Genomic DNA, 24,242 nt, shown 5'->3' with positions numbered 1-24,242 from the left:
TCCCCGCGCGGCGGCGTGTCGCGAATGAAACCGCACACACGGAGGAGGTGCGCGCATGACGCTGGCCGAAGGAGCCCGGGATACGGCGGCGGTCGAGATGGTGACGTTGTCCATCGACGGCCACGAGATCAGCGTGCCCAAGGGAACGTTGGTGATCCGGGCCGCCGAGCTGATGGGCATCCAGATTCCGCGGTTCTGTGATCATCCACTGCTGGACCCCGTGGGCGCCTGCCGGCAATGCCTGGTCGAGGTGGAGGGGCAGCGTAAACCGCTGGCGTCGTGCACCACCACGGTCACCCCGGACATGGTGGTGCGCACCCAGCTCACCTCGCCGGCGGCGGACAAGGCCCAGCGCGGGGTGATGGAGCTGCTGCTGATCAACCACCCGCTGGATTGCCCGGTGTGCGACAAGGGCGGGGAGTGCCCGTTGCAGAACCAGGCAATGTCCAACGGGCGCAGCGATTCCCGCTTCACCGATGTCAAGCGCACCTACCCCAAGCCGATCAACCTGTCATCGCAGGTGTTGTTGGATCGGGAACGCTGCGTGCTGTGCGCTCGCTGCACCCGGTTCTCCAATCAGATCGCCGGGGACCCGTTCATCGAGCTGCTGGAGCGCGGCGCGCTGCAGCAGGTGGGCGTCGCCGACGGTGAACCCTTCGACTCCTACTTCTCGGGCAACACCGTGCAGATCTGCCCGGTCGGTGCGCTCACCGGCACCGCCTACCGGTTCCGAGCCCGCCCGTTCGACCTGGTGTCCACCCCCAGCGTGTGCGAGCACTGCGCCTCGGGGTGTGCGCAGCGCACCGACCATCGGCGTGGAAAGGTGTTGCGCCGGTTGGCCGGCGACGACCCGGAAGTCAACGAGGAGTGGAACTGCGACAAGGGCCGCTGGGCGTTCGCGTACGCCACCCAGGGTGACCGGATCACCACACCGCTGCTGCGGGACGCCGACGGCAGCCAGCGGCCGGCCTCCTGGTCCGAGGCGGTGGCGGTGGCGCTGCGCGGACTGACCGCCGGGCCCGCCGGGGTGCTGACCGGCGGACGGCTGACCCTCGAAGATGCCTATGGTTACGCCAAGTTCACCCGGATCATGCTGGGCAGCAACGATATCGACTTCCGGGCCAGGGCCGGCTCAGTGGAGGAGGCCCAGTTCCTCGCGCACGCAGTGGCGGGCCGCTCGTTCGCGGTGACCTACGCCAACTTGGAAACCGCCCCCGCGGTGGTGCTGGCCGGGTTGGAACCCGAGGAGGAATCCCCCATCATCTTCCTGCGGCTGCGCAAAGCGGTCCGCAGGACCGGGTTGCCGGTCATCGCCGTCGCTCCGTTCGCCAGCCGGGGACTGACCAAGTTGAACGGCCAGCTGGTGAGCGCGGTGCCCGGCTGCGAGGCTGCCGCGTTGGACGGGCTGCGCACCGAGTTGCCCGCCGGCAGCATCATCCTGGTCGGCGAACGGCTGGCGGCCGCGCCCGGCGCCTACACCGCGGCCCTGCGGCTGGCCGAGGCCGCCGACGCCCGGATCGGCTGGGTGCCGCGCCGCGCCGGGGAGCGCGGCGCACTGGAGGTCGGTGCCGCACCGAACCTGTTGCCCGGCGGCCGACCGATCGGCGATCCCACCGCGCGCTCCGAGGTCGCCGCCGCCTGGAATGTCGAAGAGCTACCCGATCACCCGGGGCGGGACACGGCGGGCATCTTGGCCGCCGCGGCGGCCGGTGACCTGCAGGCCCTGCTGGTCGGTGGTGTGGAGGTCGGCGACCTACCCGATCCGGCCGCCGCGCTGGCCGCCATCGAGGCCGCCGGCTTCGTGGTCAGCCTGGAGGTGCGCCGCAGCGCCATCACCGACCGTGCCGACGTGGTCTTCCCCGTCGCACCGGTGACCGAGAAGAGCGGCACCTTCGTCGACTGGGAGGGCCGGCCCCGCCCGTTCGACGGCGCCCTCCCGCCGTCGGCGACCTCCGATATGCGGGTGCTCGCCGCGCTGGCCGACGAGGTGGGCGTCGACCTGGGCCTCACCGATGCGGCGCGGGTGCGTGCCGACATCGCCCGACTGGGTGTGTGGCACGGGCTGCCCGCGCCCGCCCCCGATATCGGGGCCGTCCCGCCGCAACCGGGGCCGGGCGAGGCGGTGCTCGCTTCGTGGCGGATGCTGTTGGACGCCGGTCGGTTACAGGATGGCGAACCGCATCTGGCCGGTACGGCCCGGCCGGCGGTGGCCCGGCTCTCCGCCGCCACGGCCGCCGAAACGGGCTGCGCCGACACGGTTCGGGTGAGCACCGACCACGGCGTCATCACCCTCGCCCTGGAGATCACCGACATGCCGGACCGGGTGGTGTGGTTGCCGCTGAACTCCCCCGGCTCGCAGGTGTACGGCACGCTCGGGGCGGGCATCGGATCCGTCGTACGAATCGAGCCGGCATGACCTACCCGGATTTGAGCGCATTCGGCCACGACCCGTGGTGGCTGATGATCGCCAAGGCCCTCGGCATCTTCGTCTTCCTGCTGCTCACCGTGCTGGTCGCCATCCTGGTGGAACGGAAGGTGCTGGGCCGCATGCAGATGCGGTTCGGCCCCAACCGGGTCGGCCCGTTCGGATTGCTGCAAAGCCTGGCCGACGGCATCAAGCTCGCCCTCAAGGAGGGCCTCATCCCGGCCGGGGTGGACAAACCGATCTATCTGCTGGCGCCGGTTCTGGCGGTGATTCCGGCGATCATGGCCTTCGCCGTGATCCCGATGGGTGGCAGCGTGTCGGTGTTCGGGCACACCACGCCATTGCAGCTGACCGACCTGCCGGTGGCGGTGTTGTACGTGCTCGCGGTCACCTCCATCGGGGTGTACGGAATCGTGCTGGCGGGCTGGGCTTCCGGGTCCACCTATCCACTGTTGGGCGGGTTGCGCTCCAGCGCCCAGGTCATCTCCTACGAGATTGCGATGGCCCTGTCGTTCGCCGCGGTGTTCCTGTACGCGGGCACCATGTCGACATCGGGCATCGTGGCCGCCCAGCACGACACCTGGTTCGTCTTCCTGCTGTTGCCGTCATTCCTGGTGTACGTCACCTCGATGGTGGGCGAGACCAACCGGGCGCCGTTCGACCTGCCGGAAGCCGAAGGCGAACTGGTGGGCGGTTTCCACACCGAGTACTCGTCACTGAAGTTCGCCATGTTCATGCTCGCCGAATACGTCAACATGACCACCGTGTCGGCGTTGGCCACCACGATGTTCCTCGGTGGCTGGCACGCGCCGTTCCCGTTCAACCTGATCGACGGTGCGAATTCCGGTTGGTGGCCGCTGGTGTGGTTCGTCGCCAAGGTATGGACGTTCCTGTTCTTCTACATCTGGCTGCGGGCCACCCTGCCCCGGCTGCGCTACGACCAGTTCATGGCGCTGGGCTGGAAAGTGCTGATCCCACTGTCGCTGGGCTGGATCGTCGTCGTCGCGGTGACGCATCAACTGCGGGCCCAGGGCAGCCCGTCCTGGACGACCGCGGTGGTCAGCATCGGCGCGCTCACCGGCGCCGCGTTGCTGCTAATGATCTGGCATGCGGTGCGCCACGACACCACCGCCGCGCCGCTGCCACCTGACACCGGGGCCTTCCCGGTGCCGCCGCTGCCGAACAAGGAGGTCGCAGATGTCCAAGGTCGGTGATGCACTCGCCGGGTTCGGCGTCACCTTCAAGACGATGTTCAAAAAGCCCATCACCGAGCAGTACCCGGAAGAGCCGGGACCGGTGGCGCCCCGCTATCACGGCCGACATCAACTCAACCGGTATGCCGACGGGCTGGAGAAGTGTATCGGCTGCGAACTGTGCGCGTGGGCGTGTCCGGCCGACGCCATCTTCGTCGAAGGCGCCGACAACACCGAGGGACAACGCTTTTCGCCGGGTGAACGCTACGGCCGGGTGTATCAGATCAACTATCTGCGCTGTATCGGGTGCGGCCTGTGCATCGAGGCCTGCCCCACCCGCGCGCTGACCATGACCAACGACTACGAGATGGGCGACGACAACCGCGCCGACCTGATCTACGGCAAGGACAAGCTGTTGGCGCCGTTGCAGCCGGAGATGACAGCACCACCGCATGAGATGGCGCCCGGCAGCACTGACGAGGACTACTACCGCGGCAACATCACCGCCACCGGCCTTGCCCGCCAACGGGAGTCGGCGCAATGACCTCCACCGCGGAAGCCGTCGTCTTCTGGATCGTCGGGACACTCACCGTGGTGGGTGCGCTCGGCGTGGTGGCCGCCACCAAGGCCGTGTATTCGGCGCTGTTCCTGGCGATCACAATGATCAACCTCGCGGTGCTCTACATCGCCCAGGACGCCCTGTTCCTCGGCATCGTGCAGATCGTGGTCTACACCGGCGCGGTGATGATGCTCTTCCTGTTCGTGCTGATGCTCATCGGCGTCGACTCGTCCGAGTCGCTGATCGAAACGATTCGCGGCCAACGGGTTGCGGCCATCATCGCCGGCGTCGGTTTCGGGGTGCTGTTGATCGGTGGTATCGGCAACGTCTCGGTGAACGGGTTCACCGGCCTCGCCGCGGCGAATGCCGGCGGCAACGTCCAGGGCCTGGCCGTGCTGATCTTCACCCGCTACGTATGGGCGTTCGAACTCACCAGCGCCCTGCTGATCACCGCCACCCTCGGTGCGATGGTACTGGCCCATCGGGAACGGTTCGACCGCCGAAAGACCCAGCGTGAACTGGCCATCGAACGGTTCGGCCCGGGCGGATACCCGACGACGCTGCCCAATCCGGGGGTATACGCCAGACACAACGCCGTGGACATCCCGGCCCGCCTGCCCGACGGCACGGCGGCGCGAACCTCGGTGAGCACCGTGCTCATCCCGCGCCGAGGTGGGCAGTGATGAACCCGGCCAACTACCTGTATCTGTCGGCGCTGCTGTTCACCATCGGTGCGGCAGGAGTGTTGTTGCGGCGCAACGCGATCGTCATGTTCATGTGCGTCGAGCTGATGCTCAACGCGGCCAACCTCGCGTTCGTCACCTTCTCCCGCATGCACGGCCACCTGGGCGGTCAGGTGGTGGCGTTCTTCACCATGGTGGTGGCGGCATGCGAGGTGGTGGTCGGGCTGGCCATCATCATGACCATCTTCCGGGCCCGGCGTTCGGCATCGGTGGACGCGGCCAGTCTGCTGAGGAACTGATGACCTGGCTGCTGATCGCCCTCCCCCTGGCCGGTGCGGCCGTGCTGCTGCTCGGCGGCCGGGCCACCGACGCCTGGGGGCACCTGCTCGGCTGCGCCACGGCGCTGGCCTCGTTCGTCGTCGGTGCGGTGTTGTTCGCGGATCTGGTCGGGCGTGCCGCCGAGGACCGGGTGATCCACCAGACGTTGTTCACCTGGGTGCCGGTCGGTGAGCTGACGGTGAATTTCGGGCTGCAGGTCGATGCCCTGTCGATCTGCTTCGTGCTGCTGATCACCGGGGTCGGATCGCTGATCCACCTGTACTCCATCGGCTATATGGCACACGATCCGGACCGCAGACGGTTTTTCGCCTACCTGAACCTCTTCGTCGCCGCCATGCTGTTGTTGGTTCTGGCCGACAACTACCTGGGCCTCTACCTGGGCTGGGAGGGTGTGGGCCTGGCGTCCTATCTGCTCATCGGGTTCTGGTCGCACAAACCGTCGGCGGCCGCCGCGGCCAAGAAGGCGTTCATCGTCAACCGCGTCGGTGACATGGGGTTGGCGCTGGCGCTGATGGTGATGTTCAGCGTCGCCGGAACCGTCTCCTACGACGGTCTTTTCGCGGCCGCGCCGGCGCTGTCGGAGGGTTCACTGAACGCGATCGGCCTGCTGTTGCTGTTGGCCGCGTGCGGCAAATCCGCGCAGGTGCCGCTGCAATCCTGGCTGGGCGACGCGATGGAAGGCCCCACCCCCGTGTCGGCCCTCATCCACGCGGCCACCATGGTCACCGCGGGCGTCTACCTCATCGTCCGGTCCGGTCCGGTGTTCAACCTGGCACCGCAGGCCCAGCTGGCCGTCACCGTCGTCGGCGCGGTGACGCTGCTGTTCGGCGCCGTCATCGGCTGCGCCAAGGATGACATCAAGAAAGCCCTTGCCGCGTCGACCATGTCGCAGATCGGCTATATGGTGCTCGCCGCCGGGCTCGGGCCGGCCGGATACGCGGTGGCGATCATGCATCTGCTCACCCACGGCTTCTTCAAGGCCGGGCTGTTCTTGGGTGCCGGCTCGGTGATGCACGGCATGAACGACGAGACCGATATGCGCCGCTACGGCGGACTGCGCGCCTACATGCCGGTCACTTTCGTGACGTTCGGGCTGGGTTACCTGGCGATCATCGGGGTGCCACCGTTCGCCGGGTTCTTCTCCAAGGACGCCATCATCGAGACCGCGTTCGCAGCGGGCGGAGCGCGCGGCTGGTTGCTCGGCGGGGCTGCGCTGCTGGGCGCCGGGATCACCGCGTTCTACATGACCCGGGTGATGCTCATGACGTTCTTCGGGCGCAAGCGCTGGGAAGAGACCGCGCATCCGCACGAGTCCCCCGGCATCATGACCGCACCGATGATCGTGCTGGCCGTCGGCTCCGTCGGCGCCGGGGCCTTGCTGGCCATCGGCGGTACCCTGACCAGCTGGCTGGAGCCGGTGGTTGGCAGCCACGAAGCGCACGGCACCGTCCCGGTGTGGGTGATGACGGTGATCACCCTGTCGGTGGTGGCGGTCGGGGTCGGCGTCGCGTACCGGATGTATGCCACCCGTCCCATCCCCGAAACCGCCCCGGCGGCTTCGGCTCTGACCGACGCCGCCCGGGCTGACCTGTACGGCGACCGGTTCAACGAAACCGTCTTCATGCGGCCGGGCCAGCAGCTCACCGCGGGCCTGGTCGAGATCGACGACGATGCCGTCGAAGGGGTGGCCAGCGGGCTGGCCGCCGGCATCGGTGCCATCTCCCGGCGGATGCGGTCGTGGCAGACCGGCTTCGCCCGCTCGTATGCGCTGTCCATGCTCGGCGGCGCGGCCCTGGTGATCGGAGCGTTCCTGGTGGTGAGGGTCTGGTGAACGGCATCGGCTGGCTGAGCGCGCTGTGGGCGGTCCCGATCGTCGGCGCGGCGATCGTGATCGTATTGCCCGGCAGGCAGTTCGCCCGCTACCTGGCGCTGGCCATCTCACTGGTCGTGCTGGCCATCGCGCTGGTGCTCGCGGTCCGGTTCGATCCGGGCGGGGCGCAGTTCCAGTTCGTCGAGGACCGGCAATGGATTCCGTCGTTCGGCACCGGTTACCTGCTGGGGGTGGACGGCATCGCGCTGGCCTTGGTGGTGCTCACCGCGGTGCTGGTGCCGTTGTTGCTGATTGCGGGCTGGAACGACGGCGGCGACACCAGCTTCGGTACCCGGTCCACCCAGAGCTACCTGGCGCTGACGCTGGCTGTCGAGGGCATGGTGCTGATCTCCCTGGTGGCCCTCGACGTGCTGCTGTTCTACGTGTTCTTCGAGGCGATGCTCATTCCCATGTACTTCCTGATCGGCGGATTCGGCGGGGCCAACCGGTCGGCCGCCGCGGTGAAGTTCCTGTTGTACAACCTGTTCGGTGGGCTCATCATGCTGGCCGCGGTGATCGGGCTGTACGTGGTGACTGCCGACTCGCTCGGGGGCACATTCGATTTCCGGGCCATCGCCGGTGCCGCGTCGCGCGGTGAGCTGGGCGCCAGTCCCGCCGTGCTCAATGCCTTGTTCCTGGGGTTCATGTTCGCCTTCGCCGTGAAGGCGCCGCTGTGGCCGTTCCACCGCTGGCTGCCGGACGCTGCGGTGGAGGCCACCCCGGCGACGGCGGTGCTGATGATGGCCGTCGTCGACAAGGTGGGCACGTTCGGCATGTTGCGCTACTGCCTGCAACTGTTCCCGGACGCCTCGATGTTGTTCCGCCCGTTCATCATCACCCTCGCCGTGATCGGCATCGTGTACGGCGCGATCGTGGCGATCGGCCAGACCGACGTGATGCGGTTGATCGCCTACACCTCGATCTCGCACTTCGGTTTCATCATCCTGGGCATCTTCGTGATGACCAGTCAGGGCCAGGCCGGCTCCACGCTGTACATGGTCAACCATGGGATCTCCACGGCGGCGCTGTTCCTGATCGCCGGATTCCTGGTGTCGCGACGTGGATCCCGACTGATCGCCGACTTCGGTGGTGTGCAGAAGGTGGCGCCGGTGCTGGCCGGCACATTCCTGATCGCCGGGTTGGCCACCCTGTCACTACCCGGTCTGGCACCGTTCGTCTCCGAATTCCTGGTGCTGATCGGCACGTTCACCCGCTACCCGGCAATGGCGGTGTTCGCCGTGACCGCGCTGGTGCTCTCGGCGATCTACATCCTGTGGGCGTACCAACGGATGATGACGGGTCCGGTGAAAGAGGGAAACGAGCGGCTGCGGGATCTGCTGCCCCGTGAGCTGATCGTGGTGACGCCGCTGATCGCGCTGCTGCTGGTGCTGGGCATCTATCCCAAACCGGCGCTCGACGTCATCAACCCAGCCGTCGACCACACGCTGCGCACGATCCACCAACAGGATCCCGTGCCGACCGCGGAGGGTGCGTCCCGATGAAACTTGAGGCACCATCGATCGAATACTTCCAGCTATCACCGGTCCTCATCATCCTCGGGGTGGCGGTGGCCGGGGTGCTGGTGGAAGCGTTCCTGCCGCGCGGTATCCGGTACGCCGCCCAGCTGGTACTCACGATCGGCGGCCAGCTGGCCGCGCTGGTGGCGGTGGTGCTGGTGACGTCGACCCTCGACGGAACGGGTGCCCCCGCGGCCGTGGGTACCGTCGCCGTGGACCGGCCCGCACTGTTCCTGCAAGGCACCCTGCTACTGGTGGGGATCCTGGGCACCTTGCTGATGGCCGAACGGCGGATACCCGCAGGCGAGGAACGCGGCCTGGACGCCTTCACCCCACAAGCCGCGGCAGTGCCGGGCAGTGTGGCCGAGAAGATCGCCGCGAAAGCGGTTGTGGCCCAGACCGAGGTGTTCCCGCTGACGATGTTCGCCGTCGCCGGCATGATGTTGTTCCCGGCCGCCGACGACATGCTGACGATGTTCGTTGCCCTGGAGGTCTTTTCGCTGCCGCTGTACCTGATGTGCGGGTTGGCGCGCCGGCGCCGGTTGTTGTCCCAGGAGGCGGCGCTGAAGTACTTTCTGCTGGGCGCGTTCTCGTCGGCGTTCTTCTTGTACGGGATCGCGTTGCTGTACGGGTTCTCCGGCGCCTTCAGCCTCAGTGGCATCGCGGCGGCGGTGCGGGGCGGCGGAGACACCTCGATGGCACTGGTCGGCGTGGCACTGGTGTCGGTCGGAGTGCTGTTCAAGGTCGGCGCGGTGCCGTTCCATTCGTGGATACCCGACGTCTATCAGGGCGCCCCCACGCCCGTGACGGCATTCATGGCGGCCGCCACCAAGATCGCGGCGTTCGGCGCGATGCTGCGGCTGTTCTACGTGGCGCTGCCCGGCCTGGCCGACGATTGGCGCCCGGTGCTGTGGGTGATCGCGATCGTCACGATGGTCGTCGGCACCGTCACCGCGATCTCCCAGAACGACGTGAAAAGGATGCTGGCCTACTCGTCGGTGGCCCATGCCGGCTTCATCCTGACCGGTGTCATCGCACTCAACGGTGCCGGCTTGGCCGCGACGCTGTTCTACCTGTTTGCCTACGGTTTCAGCACGCTCGGCGCGTTCGCGCTGGCCGGTCTGGTGCGCGACGCCGACGGCGAGGAAGCCACCACGCTGACCCAGTGGGCCGGCCTGGGCCGGCGTTATCCCCTGGTGGGCGTCGTGTTTTCGTTGTTCCTACTGGCGTTCGCCGGGATTCCGCTGACCAGTGGTTTCGTCAGCAAGTTCGCGGTGTTCAAGGCGGCCGCTGAGGGCGGGGCAGCACCTTTGGTGATCATCGGTGTGGTGGCCAGCGCCGTGGCCGCCTACTTCTATGTCCGGGTGATCGTGCTGATGTTCTTCACCGATCCGCCCGAGGACGCGCCCACCGTGGTGGTACCCAGCATATTGAGTTCGGCGACGGTGACGATCACCGCCGCCGTCACCTTCGCCCTGGGCGCATTGCCTCAGCCGTTACTGGATCTGGTCAACGGTCAGCAGTTCACCGGCTGACGGCGCGGCGCACCTGTCCGGCGATCAGTTCGTACATCCCGCGAGTCACTTCGGTGGCGTCGCTCATGATGTTGTAGCCGTGGTCGACGGCTGGCACCTCGACGTAATCGGCGAGCGCACCGACCGCGTCGAGCCTCTTGGCGTAGGCGGCCGCTTCGTCACGCAGCCGGTCATACTCGCAAGCGATCACCAAAGCCGGTGCGATACCGGCGATGTCGTCGGCGTTGTCGCCCCATGCCGGTGAGGCCAACGGGTCTCGGCGCCGGGCGATCTCGGGGATGTAGGCGGTATCGAACACCTCGCCCATCCATGGCTTCATGATCGCCTTGCCCCCGAGGGGGGAGCGCTTGCGGCCCGTCGGAGTCACCAGGTCCAGCGGGGCGTAATGCAGGACCTGTAAGGCAATCGGCGGCCCGTCGTGCATCAATGCCGTCCGGGCGACGGCGGCGGACAGATTGCCGCCCGCGCTCTGCCCGCCGACGCAGAGCTGGTCGGCGGCCTCGTGGTCTGCCGCCCAGCCCACCACATCGTAGAGCTGTTCCACGGGGGCCGGGAAACGGTGATGCGGCGCAAGCACATAATCGGTGTTGATCACCGTGACGCCGGCCCGCGCCGCCAGGAAGCGGCACCAGGGGTCGTCCTGTTCGCGGTGGCCGACGACGAAACCACCGCCGTGGATGTTGACGTACACCCCGGCAGGCGGACCGTCGGGACGATAGACGGTGGCTGGGGTGTCGCCGTGCCGGGTCGGGATGCTGACCTCGGCGGTATCGGCGGCGAACTCCGCGAACCGCACCCCCGGTTTCGGGCTGGGGTTGACCACGCGGGCGAACAGGCCGGCGAGCGCATCGGCGATGACGGGCGTCGATAAGACGGACACGCCCACGACCATACGCATAGGTTGCAGACCGGCGCTTACGTCGAGTTCGACGTTTTGCCGATCCGCACTCGCACTTATTCGCCCAAATGTGCATTTGGGCGGGAAGGGGGCTAGCGGATGACGCCGTGCACCACGATGGCGGTGGTCTGGTCTATCCACTGGTCGTCGATCTCCCAGCCGGGCACCAGCAGCATGCGCAGCAGGTTGGCGCCGCCGATCACCTCGATGAGCCGGTCGGGGTCGATATCGGGATGCACCTCACCGCGGTCGACGGCATGCACCAGCCGGTCCCGCACCATGCCGAAAAGCCCGGTGAACCGGCTCATCACCCGTTGGCTCAGCTCCGGATCGGCGGCCATATCGGCGATCACCCCGGGGAGGGCAGCACGCACCACCGGGCTGGTGAACACCGCTCCCGCGGCGGCGATCATGGCCCGGATATCGGTGGCGATATCGCCCTCCGGCATGCGCAGCGCGGTGGGCGCCGTCGGGAACGCCGCCTCGTGCACCAACTCGGCCTTGCTCGACCACCGGCGGTACAGCGCCGTCTTGGTGGTGCCGGCGCGTTCGGCCACGGCGGCCATCGTCAGATTCGAATAGCCGATCTGCACAAGCAGATCCGCGGTGGCCTCGAGTATGGCAGCGTCGATGCGGGGATCGCGGGGTCGGCCCGCCCCCTTGTCAACCGTAGGTGAGTCTGCTTTCATATCGCTACCGATCGTAGCGTAATTGGTCCGGGAAGGAACACCGTGGCGAACGAACCGGCCGTCGAAGACGTCAGCCGTCTGCAGCATTCCAGCCGAGATGTCAGCACCGTACCCGCCGCGATCGCGCGGTGGCTGGCGACGCAGCTCCCGGGCAAGGGCACCCCCACCGTCACCGTCGACAGCGGCGTCGACGCCAACGGCATGTCGTCGGAGACCCTGCTGTTGACCGTCGACTGGCACGGTGCGCAACAGAACCTGGTCGCCAGGGTCGCCCCCACCGCCGCCGACGTCCCGGTGTTCTCGTCCTATCGGCTGGACCATCAATTCGAGTTGATGCGCCAGGTCGGCGATCTCACCGATGTGCCGGTCCCCCGGGTCCGCTGGATCGACACCACCGGCGACGTGCTGGGTACCCCGTTCTTCCTGATGGACCGGGTCGATGGCATCGTGCCTCCCGATGTGATGCCCTACACCTTCGGCGGCAATTGGTTTGCCGACGCGCCCGCCGAGTGCCGGCGCGAGCTGCAGGACGCCACCGTCGATGTGCTCGCCAAACTGCATTCCATTCCCGATGCCGCCCAGCGGTTCTCGTTCCTCATCGAGGACGACCCGGCCGGCGACACCCCACTGCGGCGGCATTTCGGCTGGCTCAAACAGTGGTACGAATTCGCCGTCCCGGATATCGGCCGTTCCGAACTCGTGGAACGGGCGCTGGGCTGGCTGGAGGACCACTTCCCCACCGACGTCGCCGCCGCCACCCCGGTGCTGGCGTGGGGCGACTCCCGCATCGGCAACGTGCTGTACCAGGATTTCCGCCCGGCTGCGGTATTGGACTGGGAGATGGCCACCCTGGGACCCCGCGAACTCGACGTCTCGTGGATCATCTTCGCCCACATGGTATTCCAGGAACTCGCCGGGTTGGCAGGACTACCGGGCCTGCCGGACGTCCTGCGCGAGGACGATGTGCGGGCCACCTACGAAGGACTGACCGGCGTCACGCTCGGCGACCTGCGCTGGTTCTACATCTACTCCGGAGTGATCTGGTGTTGTGTGTTCATGCGCACCACCGCACGCCGGGTGCATTTCGGCGAGATGGACAAACCCGAGGACGTGGAGTCGACGTTCTACCACGCCTCGCTGCTGCGACGACTCCTCGAGGAGGCCTGATGCTCGGCCCGATGGACGAATTCCCCATTCACCAGATCCCCAAACCCATTGCCTGGCCCGGCTCTTCGGACCGCAACTTCTACGACCGGTCCTACTTCAACGCCCATGACCGCACCGGCGACATCTTCGTCATCACCGGGATCGGGTACTACCCGAACCTCGGGGTGAAGGACGCCTTCCTGTTGGTGAGGCACGGGGACACCCAGACGGCGGTGCACCTGTCCGATGCCATCGACCAAGACCGGCTGCACCAGCATGTGCTGGGTTACCGCGTCGACGTCACCGACCCGCTGCACTCGCTGCACATCACCCTGGAGGAAACCGACGGGATCGCCGCTGACCTGACCTGGACGGGGTTGTTCGACGTCGTGCAGGAACAGCCACACGTCATGCGCCAGGGCAACCGGGTGACCCTGGACGCCCAGCGGTTTGCCCAATTGGGTTCGTGGAAAGGAACTCTGGACATCGACGGCAAACGCATCGCGATCGATCCCGCGGTGTGGATCGGATCGAGGGACCGGTCCTGGGGTATCCGGCCGATCGGTGACCCCGAGCCCGCCGGGCGGCCCGCCGATCCCCCGTTCGAGGGTATGTGGTGGCTGTACGTGCCGATGGCGTTCGACGACTTCTCGATCGTGCTGATCATCCAGGAAGAGCCCAACGGATTCCGGTCCTTGAACGACTGCACCCGTATCTGGAAGGACGGCCGCGTCGAACAACTGGGTTGGCCTCGGGTGCACATCCACTACCGCTCCGGCACCCGCATCCCCACCGGCGCAACGATCGACGCGACCACACCGGACGGCTCACCCGTCCGGTTCGACGTGGAATCCAAACTGCCGGTTCCGATTCACGTCGGTGGTGGCTACGGCGGTGATTCGGATTGGACGCACGGCGTGTGGCGTGGCGAGAAGTTCACCGAGCGACTCAGCTACGACATGACCGATCCTGCCGTCGTCGGACGCTGCGCCTTCGGGGTCATCGACCACGTCGGGCGGGCGGTGTGCACCGAGGAGGGCCGCGGGCCGGCCGAAGGCTGGGGGCTGTTCGAGCACGGCGCGCTGGGCCGGCACGACCCGTCCGGCTTCGCCGACTGGCTGACCGTGGCTCCCTAAACGGCCCAGAAGAGCACCGCCGCACCCGCCGCTTCGACCAGGCAGTAGAACCAGTTGGGGTAGAACGGCGTCCGCTGACCGAACACCGACGCCAACCGCCCTGCTGCCATCCCGGCCAGTGCGGCCCCGACGGTGATCAGGACACCGGTTCGCGCCTCGGGCGCGCGGGTGGCGTAGATCAGCACCGCGGCGATGGCCAGCCCGAATCCGCCGTAGACGGCACGCACCTCCGAGCGCGCGGTCGCGGTGCCGAGCGTGACACCGAACGGACCCAGCATGGCCGCCGGCGCGGCCAGTGCATAGACGCCCATGCCGGCGAAGAACACCGCAAGGACCAGCTCGATCACGGTAACCTCCTGTTCGTCAGCGATCAGGAGTCCAGCATGCCCAGCGCGAAGCCGGCGGCGCTTCCACAAACCTGCTATCCCGCGGTGTGGTTGTGGCCGGGACAGGCGCTGTATGCCGGCCCGGGTCTGGGGCTGGAACCGCATTCCGGTTCGGTGTGGTGCCTGGCCGTGGGTGTCGACGGCCCGCTGACCGTCACCGTCGGCGCACGACGCATCGTCGCGCGCTCGGCGCTGATCCCCCCGCGACTCACCCACCACCTGACGGTCGATGGTCGGCTGGTGTCGTGTTACCTCGACCCCGCGTCCGAGCACACCCGGTCCTGCCGGCAGCGGTTCACCGAGTTCGATCACCAGATCGGCGTGCACCACGACGCACAGCGGGCCCTGCTGACCGTGCCGCAGGATGATGCCGCGGCGGCGCGGCGGCTGGCGGCGGCAGCGCCGGTCGCGATCGGCACCATCGACCCCCGGATCGAGCTGGTGGCCAAGCAGATTCGTGACGATCCCGGCACACAGAGCTCGGCGGGAGAGCTGGCGGCGGCGGCCGGGCTGTCCGAATCACGTTTCCTGCACCTGTTCCGGCAGGAGACCGGATCGAGCTTGCGCCGCTACCGGTTGTGGAGCCGGCTGATCCGCGCCGGCGCCGAACTGGCGGCCGGACACAGTCTCACCACCGCCGCGGTCGAAGCCGGGTTCGCCAGCCCTTCGCACCTGGCCGACCGGTTCAAGACGACATTCGGGTTGTCGGCCACCCAGTTACTGGCGACGGGGCTGAGCATCCGGATTCTCTGAACGTGGTCGAATAAAGCGATGGGGCCGAAATGGGTGTGGGTACCGGCCGTGCTGGCCGTGTTCGGCGCGGCGGAGTGGGCGACCTGGAAAGCCTCACGCGAGCTGACCGCGAATGCCGACGGTGCTCCGGTGCCCGGGGAGACGGTGCTGGTACTGGGTTGTCCGATCACCGCCCTGTGGAAGTGGCGGGTGCGCATTGCCGTGCGCTCCACCGACCCGTCGACGGCCCGGTTCGTCTTCTCCGGCGCCGCGGTGCGCACCACGGTGCCGGAGGCCGAGCTGATGGCCGACTATGCGGTCCGTCGGCTCGGGGTACCGCCGGCGAACGTCATCGTGGAAGATCGGTCGCAGAACACCGTGCAGAACATCGTGAATTCGATCCCCCTGATGACCGACAGTCCGGCGGTCAAGATCGTGTCCAACACCTTCCATGCGCGCCGGGCACGACAGATCCTGCACGAGCAGGCACCGATGCTGGCCGAGCGGCTGCATCCGGCGCGCGACTACATCCCTGGTGAGTGGGGGCCGCTACACGTGGCCCTGCTGGCCTACCACCTGTACCGAAACCGATTCGGCTAGCGCGCGGGCCGGCGCCCGCCCGAACACCATCGACTCCTCGATCCGGTCGAACCGATGGTCGATCACGTCCAGACCGTAGTTGTGCCGCACGTTCCAGGGTCGACGGGTACCGGACTTGGGCAGCGCATGCGGCGCCCGCGCCACGTAGCCGGCGTTGATGTCCCAGGCCGGCTTCTCCTGCACCGGCACCCCGTTGCGATGGGGGTAGGCGTGGGTATAGCCGTGCGCATCCATGTACGCCAACAGCTTTGCCACCGCCTTGGCGGTCATATCGGCGCGCAGCGTCCACGACGCGTTGGTGTATCCGACACACCAGGCCATGTTCGGCACCTCTTCGAGCAGGTACTCCTTGTAGACGAATCGGTCGGTGGGCTCGATCGTGCGGCCGTCGATGCGCACCTCGATCCCGCCCAGCGCCTGCAGCTGTAACCCCGTTGCGGTGACGATGATGTCGGCCTCCAGTCGGCCACCGCCGGCCAGCACGATGCCGGTGGCATCGACGTGATCGATGTGATCGGTCACGATCTCGGCGCGTCCGGCGCTGAGGTCCTCGTACAGGTCGCCGTCGAGCACCAGACACATGCGCTGGTCCCAGGGTCGATAGCGGGGTTTGAAGTGCACGTCGACCGGATAGCCCGCGGGGAGTTGGGCAACGGTCCTGGCGCGGATCAGTCGCCGGCCCAGGCCTGGGGCCTTGCGGAAGAACAGGAACAGCGCGTAGTGCATCCAGGCGTTGCGGAACCGGATGAAGCGGTGAGCCAGCTTGTCCGGCAACAGCTTCCGGATGGCTTGCATGACGACCGGGATGGCAGGCATGGCCATCATGTAGGTGGGCGAACGCTGCAGCATGGTGACGTGGCCGGCCGTGCGGGCCAGGGCGGGCACCAGGCTGATCGCGGTGGCTCCACTGCCGATCACCACGACGTTCTTGCCGGCATGGTCCAGCGACTCGGGCCAGAACTGCGGGTGCACCACCGGACCGGCGAAATCGTCCAGCCCCGCGATCGGCGGGGTGTGCGGGTGGTCGTAGTCGTAGTACCCGGTGCCGAAGAACAGGAAGCGGGCCCGGCGGGTCGCAGGCACCCCGTCGGACTCGATCGCCACCGTCCAGGTGTCGGTGGCCGAATCCCAATCCGCCGAAAGCACTTTGGTGTTGAAGCGGATATGCCGGTCGATGCCGTACTTGTGCGCGGTGTGCGTGAGGTAGGCACGGATGTCGGCCCCGTCGGCGACATGTTCTGCACGGGTCCACGGCTCATACGGGAAACTGAGCGTGAAGATATCGCTGTCGGAACGAATTCCGGGATAGCGGAACAGATCCCAGGTACCGCCGATGCGCTCGCGGCGCTCCAGGATGGCGTAGGTCAGCCGCGGGTTCTGCTCGTGGATGCGGTAGGCGGCGTTGATGCCGGAGATGCCCGCGCCGATGATCAGCACGTCCGTGAATTCGGGGGTCAACCCGGACTCGACCTGCTCCTCGCCCATGGACGACCTCCTCGTGGTCCTGCGCCGTACCACCACCATAGGTGCTCAGGTGCGCAGTGCGTCAACGATCTGCGCCAGCGAATCCACCGCGATCGGCCCGGGCTGGTAGATGCACACCCGGTCGGACACCCCGCGCACCCGATCCGCGATATGCGCGGCGACCTCGGCGGGCGTGCCGCAGGCGGCGATGGTGTGCAGCACGTCGTCGTCGATCAGCGCACCCATCTCGGCCCAGCGGCCCTGCTTGGACAGCGCGTTCAGTTCCGGCTGCAGGTCACCCCAGCCGTGTGCCTCCAGCACCGGCCGATATGCCGGGGTGGAACCGTAGAAGGCCAGCAACTGGCGGGTGGCGGCATGGTCGGGGTTGGTGTCGGAGCTGACCGACACGATGATCTCGGGGACGATGGCGAGATCCGCGCGACCGCGACCCGCGGCACTCAGCCCGGCGTCCACCGCGGTCATGGTCACCTCGTTGAGGAAGCGTTTGGATCCGAACGGCATCACCAGCAGGCCGTCTGCATGCTCGGCGACCGCGCGGGTCAGCTTCGGGCCGAGCGCCCCGACATAGATGGGCGGCGGCCCGTAGGGGTTGTCGCGCGGGGTGAAGGTCGGGGTCATCAGGGTGTGCCGGTAGAACTCGCCCTGGAAATTCAGCCGTTCACCGGTCGACCAGGTGGTGAAGATCGCCCGCAGGGCGGCCACCAGTTCGGTCATGCGCTGCACCGGCCGGTCGAAATCGGCGCCGAACCGCTTCTCGATCTGCGTGCGGATCTGGGTGCCCAACCCCAGCGTGAATCGGCCGCCGGTGAGGATCTGGTGGTCGATTGCCTGATGTGCCAGGTGAATCGGATTGCGCGGGAACCCGATCGCCACATTCGTCATCAGTTCCAGCCCGCCGACCGTCGACGCCAGGGTCAGCGGGGTGAACACGTCGTGCGGCCCTTCGAAGGTGAACACCCCACTGGCTCCGGCATCGCGTAGCTCCCGCGCGCGTTCGATGGCATCGGTGGGCCCGTACAACGCCGTCATGACCTTCACAGCGGCTCACCCTAGTGCGCGGCGGCGGTGCTTCGGTGCAGACTGGGGCTCGTGGGCGATGTGATCGTGGTGGGAGCCGGATTCGCGGGGCTGATGGCGGCGCGCGAACTGACCAGACGAGGACTCGACGTGGTCGTGTTGGAGGGCCGCGACCGGGTCGGCGGGCGCTCGCACACGACGACGATCGCCGGAGTACCGGTCGACCTCGGTGCGACGTTCGTGGGCCCTACCCAGACCGCCGTGCTGAAACTCGCGGCCGAACTGGGCTGCGACACGGTACCCACGTACTCCCGCGGCAAGAACCTGATCGACTGGCACGGGCGGGTGCGGTCCTACCGCAGCACCATTCCGAAGCTGTCGATGATCGAGCTGTTCGACGTGTCCCGAATCCAGTGGCGCTTCGATCGGCTGGCCAAACTGATCCCGGTGGTCGACCCGTGGGCGGCGCCCGCGGCCGAGCGGCTGGACCGGCGCAGCCTGGACAGCTGGTTGCGCTCGGTGCACGCGAACGCGTCGACCCGAAATCTGATGGCGATCATGTCGCGGGTGACCTGGGGGTGCGAACCGGACGCGGTGTCGATGCTGCACGCGGTGCGTTACGTGAAGGCGGCCGGCGGCCTCGGCCCCATGCTGGACGTCGAGGGCGGTGCCCAACAGGACCGCTTCCCCGCCGGGACGCAGCAGATCGCCATCCGGATGGCCGAGGACCTGACCGTGCGGCTGAACACCGTGGTGCGCCACGTCATCCGGGACGGCTCCGGGTATCGCGTCGAATCCGAGACCGGATCGTGGGAAGCGCGGGCGGTGATCGTGGCTATCCCGCCGGCGCACCGCGGCGCGATCACCTTCGAACCGGCACTGCCCGACGACCATCGGGACCTGGTGGCGCATTGGCCGCAGGGCAATCTGAGCAAGGCTTATGCCGCCTACGACAAGCCGTTCTGGCGGGCCGACGGCTGTTCGGGCGAGGCGCTGTCGGATGAGGGACCGGTGTTCATCACCTTCGACGTCAGTCCCGGTGACGACGGGCCCGGTGTGCTGTTGGGATTCGCCGACTCACGCAGCTTCGACCCGCTGCCCCCGCAGCAGCGCCGCGACCGCGCACTGCGCAACTTCGCCGCGTTGTTCGGCGATGCCGCGGCGTCACCCATCGAGTATCTCGACCATTGTTGGGGCACCAAGGAATTCGCGCCGGGCGGCCCGACGGCGGCGGTACCGCCCGGCGCCTGGACCAGCTACGGGCATGCGCTGCGCGCCCCCGTCGACGGCGTGTTCTGGGCAGGCACCGAGACGGCCGACGAGTGGACCGGGTTCCTGGACGGCGCGGTGCGCTCGGGTCAGCGCGCCGCCGCCGAGGTCACCGGGTACCTCACGAACTGAGTCGTTGCGGCGCAACCGATTCAGCCAGCGCCCGCAGCTGGTGGTTCACTTCGGCCGGGCGCTCCAGAATGGCGCAGTGCCCGCCGGCCAACTGGACGAACGCCGTCAGGTTCGGCAGGTGCTCGGCGATGTGGCGGGACGCGTTGATCGGCAGCAGCCGGTCATCGCGGCTGCCGATCACCAACGTCGGCACAGTCAGGTTGCGTAGCGAAATATGATTGGCGCCAAGGCTGTCCACCAGCACTCGCGCCCAGCCGCCCCGGCCCGCCGCCGGGGTGGTGGCGAACAGCCGGTACACCAGGTCGCCGACCTCGGGGGCCGCGCCGCGCCCGACGGCCAGATATTCGACGAATCGCTTGTTGGGACCGTCGGCCAGCTTCGGGATCGGCGTGGCACCGAATGTCTTGAGGAACGTGCCGGCGGTGCGGATGCGGGCCCGCGACAGCGGCGCGGGCACCGGAGCCAGTTGCACGTCGCGCAGCAGGTCCCCGGTGGTGGTGTTTATCAGCGCCACCGCATCCGCGCATCCGAGCACCCGCTGCGGGTAGCGCTGCGACCACGACGTGATCGCGATGCCGCCCATCGAGTGCCCGGCGATGACGGCGCGCTCCCCCGGCGCCAACGTGGCATCCAGAACGGCATCCAGATCGCTGGCCAGGTGGTTGAGGCTGTACTGGCGGCGTTGGCGCGGAGTCTCGCTGCGGCCGTGTCCGCGGTGGTCATAGGCGATGACGCGGTATTCGCCGGCAAGGTCGGCGATCTGATGCGCCCACACCCCGATGGCGCAGGTGATGCCGTGGGCCAGCACGATGGGGTACGCGTCGTCCGGGCCGAACACCTGGGCGTGCAGCCGGGTGCCATCATTCGAGCGGACCGCCACGGTGCGACCGGCGGGCAGCGGTGGAAGCGTCATCTGGGTGCTCCAATCGTCCCCGGCCACGTTGCCGGGGCCGTCAGTCTACGCCGTGACCAGGACGGGCTTGATCACCTCGGCGGCCTTCGCGGCGGCCCACGCCTGCCCGAAATCGTCGAACGCGAATCGCGTCACCAGCTTGTCCAGCGGGAGTTCCCCGCTCAGGTGACGGTCGGCCAGCCACGGCAGGAAGGTGTGCGGGTCGCTGTCACCTTCGACCACGCCGCGCACCGTGATGCCCTTCGCCATGATGAGCGCCACCGGCAGTTCGGCCGTCGGCGCGCCCAGCCCCAGCAGCGCCAGGGTGCCACGGGAGCGCAGCAATCCGACCGCCGCCGCGACGACGTCGGGGCGGGCCGTGGTGTCGATGACCGCGGCGGCCCCGCCGGTGAGGTCGGCCACCGCGGCCGCGACGTCGGCGCCGGGGTCGAAGGTGTGGGTGGCGCCCAGTTCGGTGGCCAGCTCCCGGCGGTCGGCGATCGGGTCGACGGCGATGATGGTGCGGCAGCCGGCGATGCGCGCTCCCATCACCGCCGACAGGCCGACCGCACCGGCGCCGAACACCACGACCGCGTCGTCGGCCGTCGGCGCGACCACGTTGAGCACCGCGCCGGCCCCGGTCTGCACGCTGCAGCCCAGCGGTGCGGCCAGCGCGGGCGCGATCGCGTCGGGCACCGTCACCGCGTTGCGCGACCGGGTGATGGCGTGCGTGGCGAAGCTGGACTGGCCGAAGAAGCCACCGGTGATGGGTGCACCGTGCAGCCGCAGCGCGCTGGTCTCGTCGCGGCGGCTGCCCCGCATGTTGAGATTGGCCGACTGATCACAGTAGGCGGGCCGGTCGCCGGCGCAGTTCGGGCACGCGCCGCAGCTGGCGAAGGTGAGCACAACCCGGTTCCCGATGCGGTCGCGGGCCTGCGGGCCGGCGGCCACGACGGTGCCGGTGCCCTCATGCCCGAACACCACGGGCACCTTCGTGAACCAGGTGGCGACGCTGATATCGGTGTGGCAGATGCCCACCGCCTCGATCTGGACCAGCACCTCGTCGGCCACCGGGTCACGCAGTTCGATATCGGCGAGGTCGGGGTTCTGACCGGGTTCGCGGAGCACCGCGGCACGTGCCTTGATCACCACGGGATGTTAAATGGTGCCTCATGCGCGCCATACACATCCCCCGGTTGGACGGCCCGTCGGCGGCGGAGGTGGTGGACATCCCCGAGCCGGGCTCCGATGGGGTGGTCATCGAGGTGCACGCAGCCGGTGTGGCCTTTCCCGACGCCCTGCAGACCCGTGGCCTGTACCAGTACAAGGCGCCGCTGCCGTACATCCCGGGCGCCGAGATCGCCGGGGTGGTGCGCAGCGCACCGCGGGATGCACCGGTGGCGGCCGGTGACCGGGTCGCCGGGCTGACGCTGCTGACCGGCGGGATGGCCGAGGTGGTCACGCTGCCGCCGGACCGGGTGTTCGCACTCCCGGACTCGGTGTCCTTCGAGGCAGGTGCCGGGGTGCTGTTCAACGACCTGACGGTGCACTTCGCGCTGCGCACCCGCGGCAGGCTGGCCGCCGGCGAGACGGTGCTGGTGCACGGTGCGGCCGGCGGAATCGGCACCTCGACGCTGCGGCTGGCCCCCGCGTTGGGCGCCGCCCGGGTGATCGCCGTGGTGAGCACGGAGGCCAAGGGCGAGATCGCCCGGGCCGCGGGCGCATCCGACGTGGTGCTCGCCGACGGATTCAAGGACGCGGTGGCCGACCTGACGGGTGGGCGCGGCGTGGACATCGTGTTGGACCCGGTGGGCGGTGACCGGTTCACCGATTCGCTGCGCTCCCTGGCCGCTGGCGGGCGGCTGCTGGTCGTCGGTTTCACCGGCGGGGAGATCCCCACCGTGAAGGTGAATCGGTTGCTGCTCAACAACGTCGACGCGATCGGCGTCGGATGGGGCGCCTGGACCATGACCCACCCGGGCTACCTGGCGCAGCAGTGGGCGGAGCTGGCCCCGCTGCTGGCTTCCGGCGCGGTGCCCGCACCGGAGCCCGTGGTGTATCCGTTCGACAAGGCCGCCGAGGCCATCTCCGCACTGGAAAACCGCAGCGCCACCCGCAAAATCGTGTTGAAGGTGCGCTAGCGCGGCACCGGCAGCAGCAGCCGCGACCCGGCGCCGACCTCGTGGGTGGTGCGCACCATCTGCGTCGCGGTCCACACCGGTTCGCCGGTGCCGTGGTTGCGGGCATAGCGCGGATGCGATCCGCCCGCGATCATCAGCCGGATCCGGGAGCCGCGCGTGAACCGGTGCGCGATCGGGTCGAGATCCAGCTGCAGCGTCGGCGGCGCCCCGGCCGCGCGGCGCACATAGCCGTCGCTGACGTTGCGTGAGGTCCCGTCGGCGGCGACCTCGCTGATCCGCACCCAGACGTCGGCGTATCCGGTGTCGGTGCGGTGCACCAGATCCAGGCGCGGCGTGCCGAGCACCTCCAACGCGTCGGTCAGCGGCGCGGTGCTGAAGGTGACCACATCGGCACGCGCGGCCAGTGCGCTGTCCTCGCGGTAACCGCTGGGGGTGAACAGCAGCCGACCGCCGATGGTCGGAGTCGGATCGGCGGGGTCGAACACGAACCGGGTCAGTACCCCGTCGCCGTCGGGGCGCCGGTCCCCCAGCGCGGCCCTGGGACGCAGGTAGAGAACGGAATCCTCGGTGGCGGGCGGCCATTCGGGCATATCCCGCCAGTCCTGGGTGCCGGTCACCTGGATCCGCGCCCCGGACCAGCGCGCCCCGGCCAGCCAGGCCAGCGATTCCCTGAAGAGGTCACCGCCGCCCTCGCCGTGGGTCCAGGGGCCGACGATCAGGGCGGGCTCGGCGCCGCGCTCGACGAGGCGGCGGTACTGCTCCAGCGTCTGGGTCAGGAAGACGTCCTGCCAGCCGGTGACCAGTAACACCGGTGCGCCGGCCCGCTGCAGGGCGCCGCCGAGCCGGCTGGGCTGCCAGTACGGGTGGGCCGTGTCGGAGGTGCGCAGCCACGACTCGTGCCAGCCGGCACGTCCTTTGAGGATGCGCCTGCCGGCGTCGCGCAGCGGCACGGTGCGCAGCGGGGTGCGTAGCCGGCGCGACGTGGTCAGTGCCCGTGTCAGCATGCGCAGGGTTCCGCCGTTTTCCTGATGGGCCACCTGGTAGCTCCAGGTCAGAAAATCGCCGAGGGCGAATGACCCTGTGCTCCAACCTGATTCGGCGAAGTCATGCGGCGCCATGGCGATGACGGAGGTCGTCAGCTCCGTTGGCGGGTCCGACAACAGTGCCCATTGGGTGAAGCCGAGATAGGACGCCCCGACGGTGGCGAACCGGCCGTCGAACCACGGTTGGGTGCGCATCCAGGCCACGGTGTCCGCGGCGTCGGCCGCCTCGCTCAGTCCCGGCTCGAAGGTACCGGTGGAGCCGAACGTCCCACGGACGCTTTGCAGAACCACGCGGTAGCCACGCTCGGCGTAGAGCCCGGCGGTGACGGTGGCCGGCAGATTCGTCCGGCCGTATGGAGTGCGTATGAGTATCGTGCCCAGCGGCTCCGACGGCGTGTACAGATCGGTGCGCAGCCGTTCGCCGTCACGGGTCACGACTTCGATATCGCGGCGCACGGTGTAGCGGGTCGTCGGCGGCCCCAAACCGGCCTTGGCGGCCGATACCCGCAACGCCAATGCGGTCAGCGGGCCGCGGTGGTGATCATCGGTGGCCAT

22 protein-coding genes are annotated in these 24,242 nt (G+C 68.4%); 14 read left to right on the top strand and 8 right to left on the bottom strand.

Annotated elements, in window-relative coordinates:
- The first annotated feature begins 55 nt into the window (after positions 1 to 55).
- Genes SBI67_RS20280 through nuoN form a run of 8 tightly spaced genes read left to right on the top strand, consistent with a single transcriptional unit; the run spans position 56 to position 10,121 of the window.
- Positions 56 to 2,416 (top strand): NADH-quinone oxidoreductase subunit G, encoded by a 2,361-nt coding sequence (locus SBI67_RS20280; protein ID WP_318982283.1) that lies wholly within the window; start codon positions 56 to 58, stop codon positions 2,414 to 2,416.
- Complete coding sequence (gene nuoH, locus SBI67_RS20275) at positions 2,413 to 3,639, top strand: NADH-quinone oxidoreductase subunit NuoH (protein WP_318982282.1); 1,227 nt, start codon at positions 2,413 to 2,415, stop codon at positions 3,637 to 3,639. Before SBI67_RS20280 ends, nuoH begins: the two co-directional genes overlap by 4 nt.
- Positions 3,623 to 4,162 carry an NADH-quinone oxidoreductase subunit NuoI gene (gene nuoI / locus SBI67_RS20270; protein WP_318982281.1) on the top strand — a complete coding sequence of 180 codons (540 nt, stop codon included), beginning with the start codon at positions 3,623 to 3,625 and terminating at the stop codon, positions 4,160 to 4,162. The genes nuoH and nuoI overlap by 17 nt, the downstream gene beginning before the upstream one ends.
- Positions 4,159 to 4,860, top strand: a complete 702-nt coding sequence (locus SBI67_RS20265; RefSeq protein WP_266049846.1) for an NADH-quinone oxidoreductase subunit J — start codon at positions 4,159 to 4,161, stop codon at positions 4,858 to 4,860. The genes nuoI and SBI67_RS20265 overlap by 4 nt, the downstream gene beginning before the upstream one ends.
- Positions 4,860 to 5,159 (top strand): NADH-quinone oxidoreductase subunit NuoK, encoded by a 300-nt coding sequence (gene nuoK / locus SBI67_RS20260; protein WP_024454806.1) that lies wholly within the window; start codon positions 4,860 to 4,862, stop codon positions 5,157 to 5,159. Before SBI67_RS20265 ends, nuoK begins: the two co-directional genes overlap by 1 nt.
- The gene (gene nuoL, locus SBI67_RS20255) at positions 5,159 to 7,030 is read left to right on the top strand and encodes an NADH-quinone oxidoreductase subunit L (protein WP_318982280.1); all 1,872 of its coding nucleotides are present in this window, start codon (positions 5,159 to 5,161) and stop codon (positions 7,028 to 7,030) included. Before nuoK ends, nuoL begins: the two co-directional genes overlap by 1 nt.
- Complete coding sequence (locus tag SBI67_RS20250) at positions 7,027 to 8,571, top strand: NADH-quinone oxidoreductase subunit M (protein WP_318982279.1); 1,545 nt, start codon at positions 7,027 to 7,029, stop codon at positions 8,569 to 8,571. Before nuoL ends, SBI67_RS20250 begins: the two co-directional genes overlap by 4 nt.
- A complete protein-coding gene (gene nuoN, locus SBI67_RS20245) occupies positions 8,568 to 10,121 on the top strand; it encodes an NADH-quinone oxidoreductase subunit NuoN (RefSeq protein ID WP_318982278.1) in 1,554 nt (517 codons plus the stop codon). Before SBI67_RS20250 ends, nuoN begins: the two co-directional genes overlap by 4 nt.
- Here the strand turns inward: nuoN and SBI67_RS20240 are convergent.
- Positions 10,111 to 11,001 (bottom strand): alpha/beta hydrolase, encoded by an 891-nt coding sequence (locus tag SBI67_RS20240; protein WP_318982277.1) that lies wholly within the window; start codon positions 10,999 to 11,001, stop codon positions 10,111 to 10,113. The genes nuoN and SBI67_RS20240 overlap by 11 nt on opposite strands.
- A gap of 110 nt (positions 11,002 to 11,111) precedes the next feature.
- On the bottom strand, positions 11,112 to 11,708 hold the full coding sequence (locus tag SBI67_RS20235; protein ID WP_318982276.1) for a TetR/AcrR family transcriptional regulator C-terminal ligand-binding domain-containing protein: 597 nt from the start codon (positions 11,706 to 11,708) through the stop codon (positions 11,112 to 11,114).
- 42 nt (positions 11,709 to 11,750) lie between these two features.
- Here SBI67_RS20235 and SBI67_RS20230 point away from each other — a divergent pair, with 42 nt between their 5' ends.
- Together SBI67_RS20230 and SBI67_RS20225 are read left to right on the top strand one after the other, a co-directional pair.
- Positions 11,751 to 12,875: a phosphotransferase family protein gene (locus SBI67_RS20230; protein ID WP_318982275.1), complete on the top strand. Its 1,125-nt coding sequence runs from the start codon at positions 11,751 to 11,753 to the stop codon at positions 12,873 to 12,875.
- Positions 12,875 to 13,990, top strand: a complete 1,116-nt coding sequence (locus tag SBI67_RS20225; protein WP_318982274.1) for an Rv3169 family protein — start codon at positions 12,875 to 12,877, stop codon at positions 13,988 to 13,990. Before SBI67_RS20230 ends, SBI67_RS20225 begins: the two co-directional genes overlap by 1 nt.
- On the opposite strand, the gene SBI67_RS20220 is transcribed toward SBI67_RS20225, so the two are convergent.
- On the bottom strand, positions 13,987 to 14,337 hold the full coding sequence (locus tag SBI67_RS20220) for a DUF4345 domain-containing protein (RefSeq protein WP_413232535.1): 351 nt from the start codon (positions 14,335 to 14,337) through the stop codon (positions 13,987 to 13,989). The two genes, SBI67_RS20225 and SBI67_RS20220, sit on opposite strands and share 4 nt — an antisense overlap.
- A 36-nt stretch (positions 14,338 to 14,373) precedes the next feature.
- Between SBI67_RS20220 and SBI67_RS20215 the strand changes: the two genes are divergently transcribed.
- Entirely contained in the window at positions 14,374 to 15,129 is a 756-nt protein-coding gene (locus SBI67_RS20215) for a helix-turn-helix domain-containing protein (protein ID WP_318982273.1), read from the top strand.
- A gap of 18 nt (positions 15,130 to 15,147) precedes the next feature.
- Entirely contained in the window at positions 15,148 to 15,708 is a 561-nt protein-coding gene (locus SBI67_RS20210) for a YdcF family protein (RefSeq protein ID WP_318982272.1), read from the top strand.
- Here the strand turns inward: SBI67_RS20210 and SBI67_RS20205 are convergent.
- Together SBI67_RS20205 and SBI67_RS20200 are read right to left on the bottom strand one after the other, a co-directional pair.
- Complete coding sequence (locus SBI67_RS20205; protein WP_318982271.1) at positions 15,658 to 17,193, bottom strand: flavin-containing monooxygenase; 1,536 nt, start codon at positions 17,191 to 17,193, stop codon at positions 15,658 to 15,660. The genes SBI67_RS20210 and SBI67_RS20205 overlap by 51 nt on opposite strands.
- 45 nt (positions 17,194 to 17,238) lie before the next feature.
- The gene (locus SBI67_RS20200) at positions 17,239 to 18,222 is read right to left on the bottom strand and encodes a TIGR03617 family F420-dependent LLM class oxidoreductase (protein WP_318982591.1); all 984 of its coding nucleotides are present in this window, start codon (positions 18,220 to 18,222) and stop codon (positions 17,239 to 17,241) included.
- A 60-nt stretch (positions 18,223 to 18,282) separates the two neighbouring features.
- On the opposite strand from SBI67_RS20200, the gene SBI67_RS20195 reads away from it, so the two are divergent.
- On the top strand, positions 18,283 to 19,611 hold the full coding sequence (locus SBI67_RS20195; RefSeq protein WP_318982270.1) for a flavin monoamine oxidase family protein: 1,329 nt from the start codon (positions 18,283 to 18,285) through the stop codon (positions 19,609 to 19,611).
- Here SBI67_RS20195 and SBI67_RS20190 read toward each other — a convergent pair.
- Positions 19,601 to 20,524, bottom strand: a complete 924-nt coding sequence (locus SBI67_RS20190) for an alpha/beta fold hydrolase (protein WP_318982269.1) — start codon at positions 20,522 to 20,524, stop codon at positions 19,601 to 19,603. The genes SBI67_RS20195 and SBI67_RS20190 overlap by 11 nt on opposite strands.
- Before the next feature lie 45 nt (positions 20,525 to 20,569).
- Entirely contained in the window at positions 20,570 to 21,652 is a 1,083-nt protein-coding gene (locus tag SBI67_RS20185; RefSeq protein ID WP_318982268.1) for an NAD(P)-dependent alcohol dehydrogenase, read from the bottom strand.
- 23 nt (positions 21,653 to 21,675) lie between these two features.
- Here SBI67_RS20185 and SBI67_RS20180 point away from each other — a divergent pair, with 23 nt between their 5' ends.
- Positions 21,676 to 22,644 (top strand): NADPH:quinone oxidoreductase family protein, encoded by a 969-nt coding sequence (locus SBI67_RS20180; protein ID WP_318982267.1) that lies wholly within the window; start codon positions 21,676 to 21,678, stop codon positions 22,642 to 22,644.
- On the opposite strand, the gene SBI67_RS20175 is transcribed toward SBI67_RS20180, so the two are convergent.
- On the bottom strand, positions 22,641 to 24,242 hold the full coding sequence (locus SBI67_RS20175; RefSeq protein ID WP_318982266.1) for a CocE/NonD family hydrolase: 1,602 nt from the start codon (positions 24,240 to 24,242) through the stop codon (positions 22,641 to 22,643). The two genes, SBI67_RS20180 and SBI67_RS20175, sit on opposite strands and share 4 nt — an antisense overlap.

Origin of the sequence: Mycolicibacterium chengduense (assembly GCF_033741155.1) — a bacterium.
In the GTDB taxonomy this organism is placed as follows: Bacteria; Actinomycetota; Actinomycetes; order Mycobacteriales; family Mycobacteriaceae; genus Mycobacterium.
This window is presented reverse-complemented; position numbering and strand designations above follow the sequence as displayed.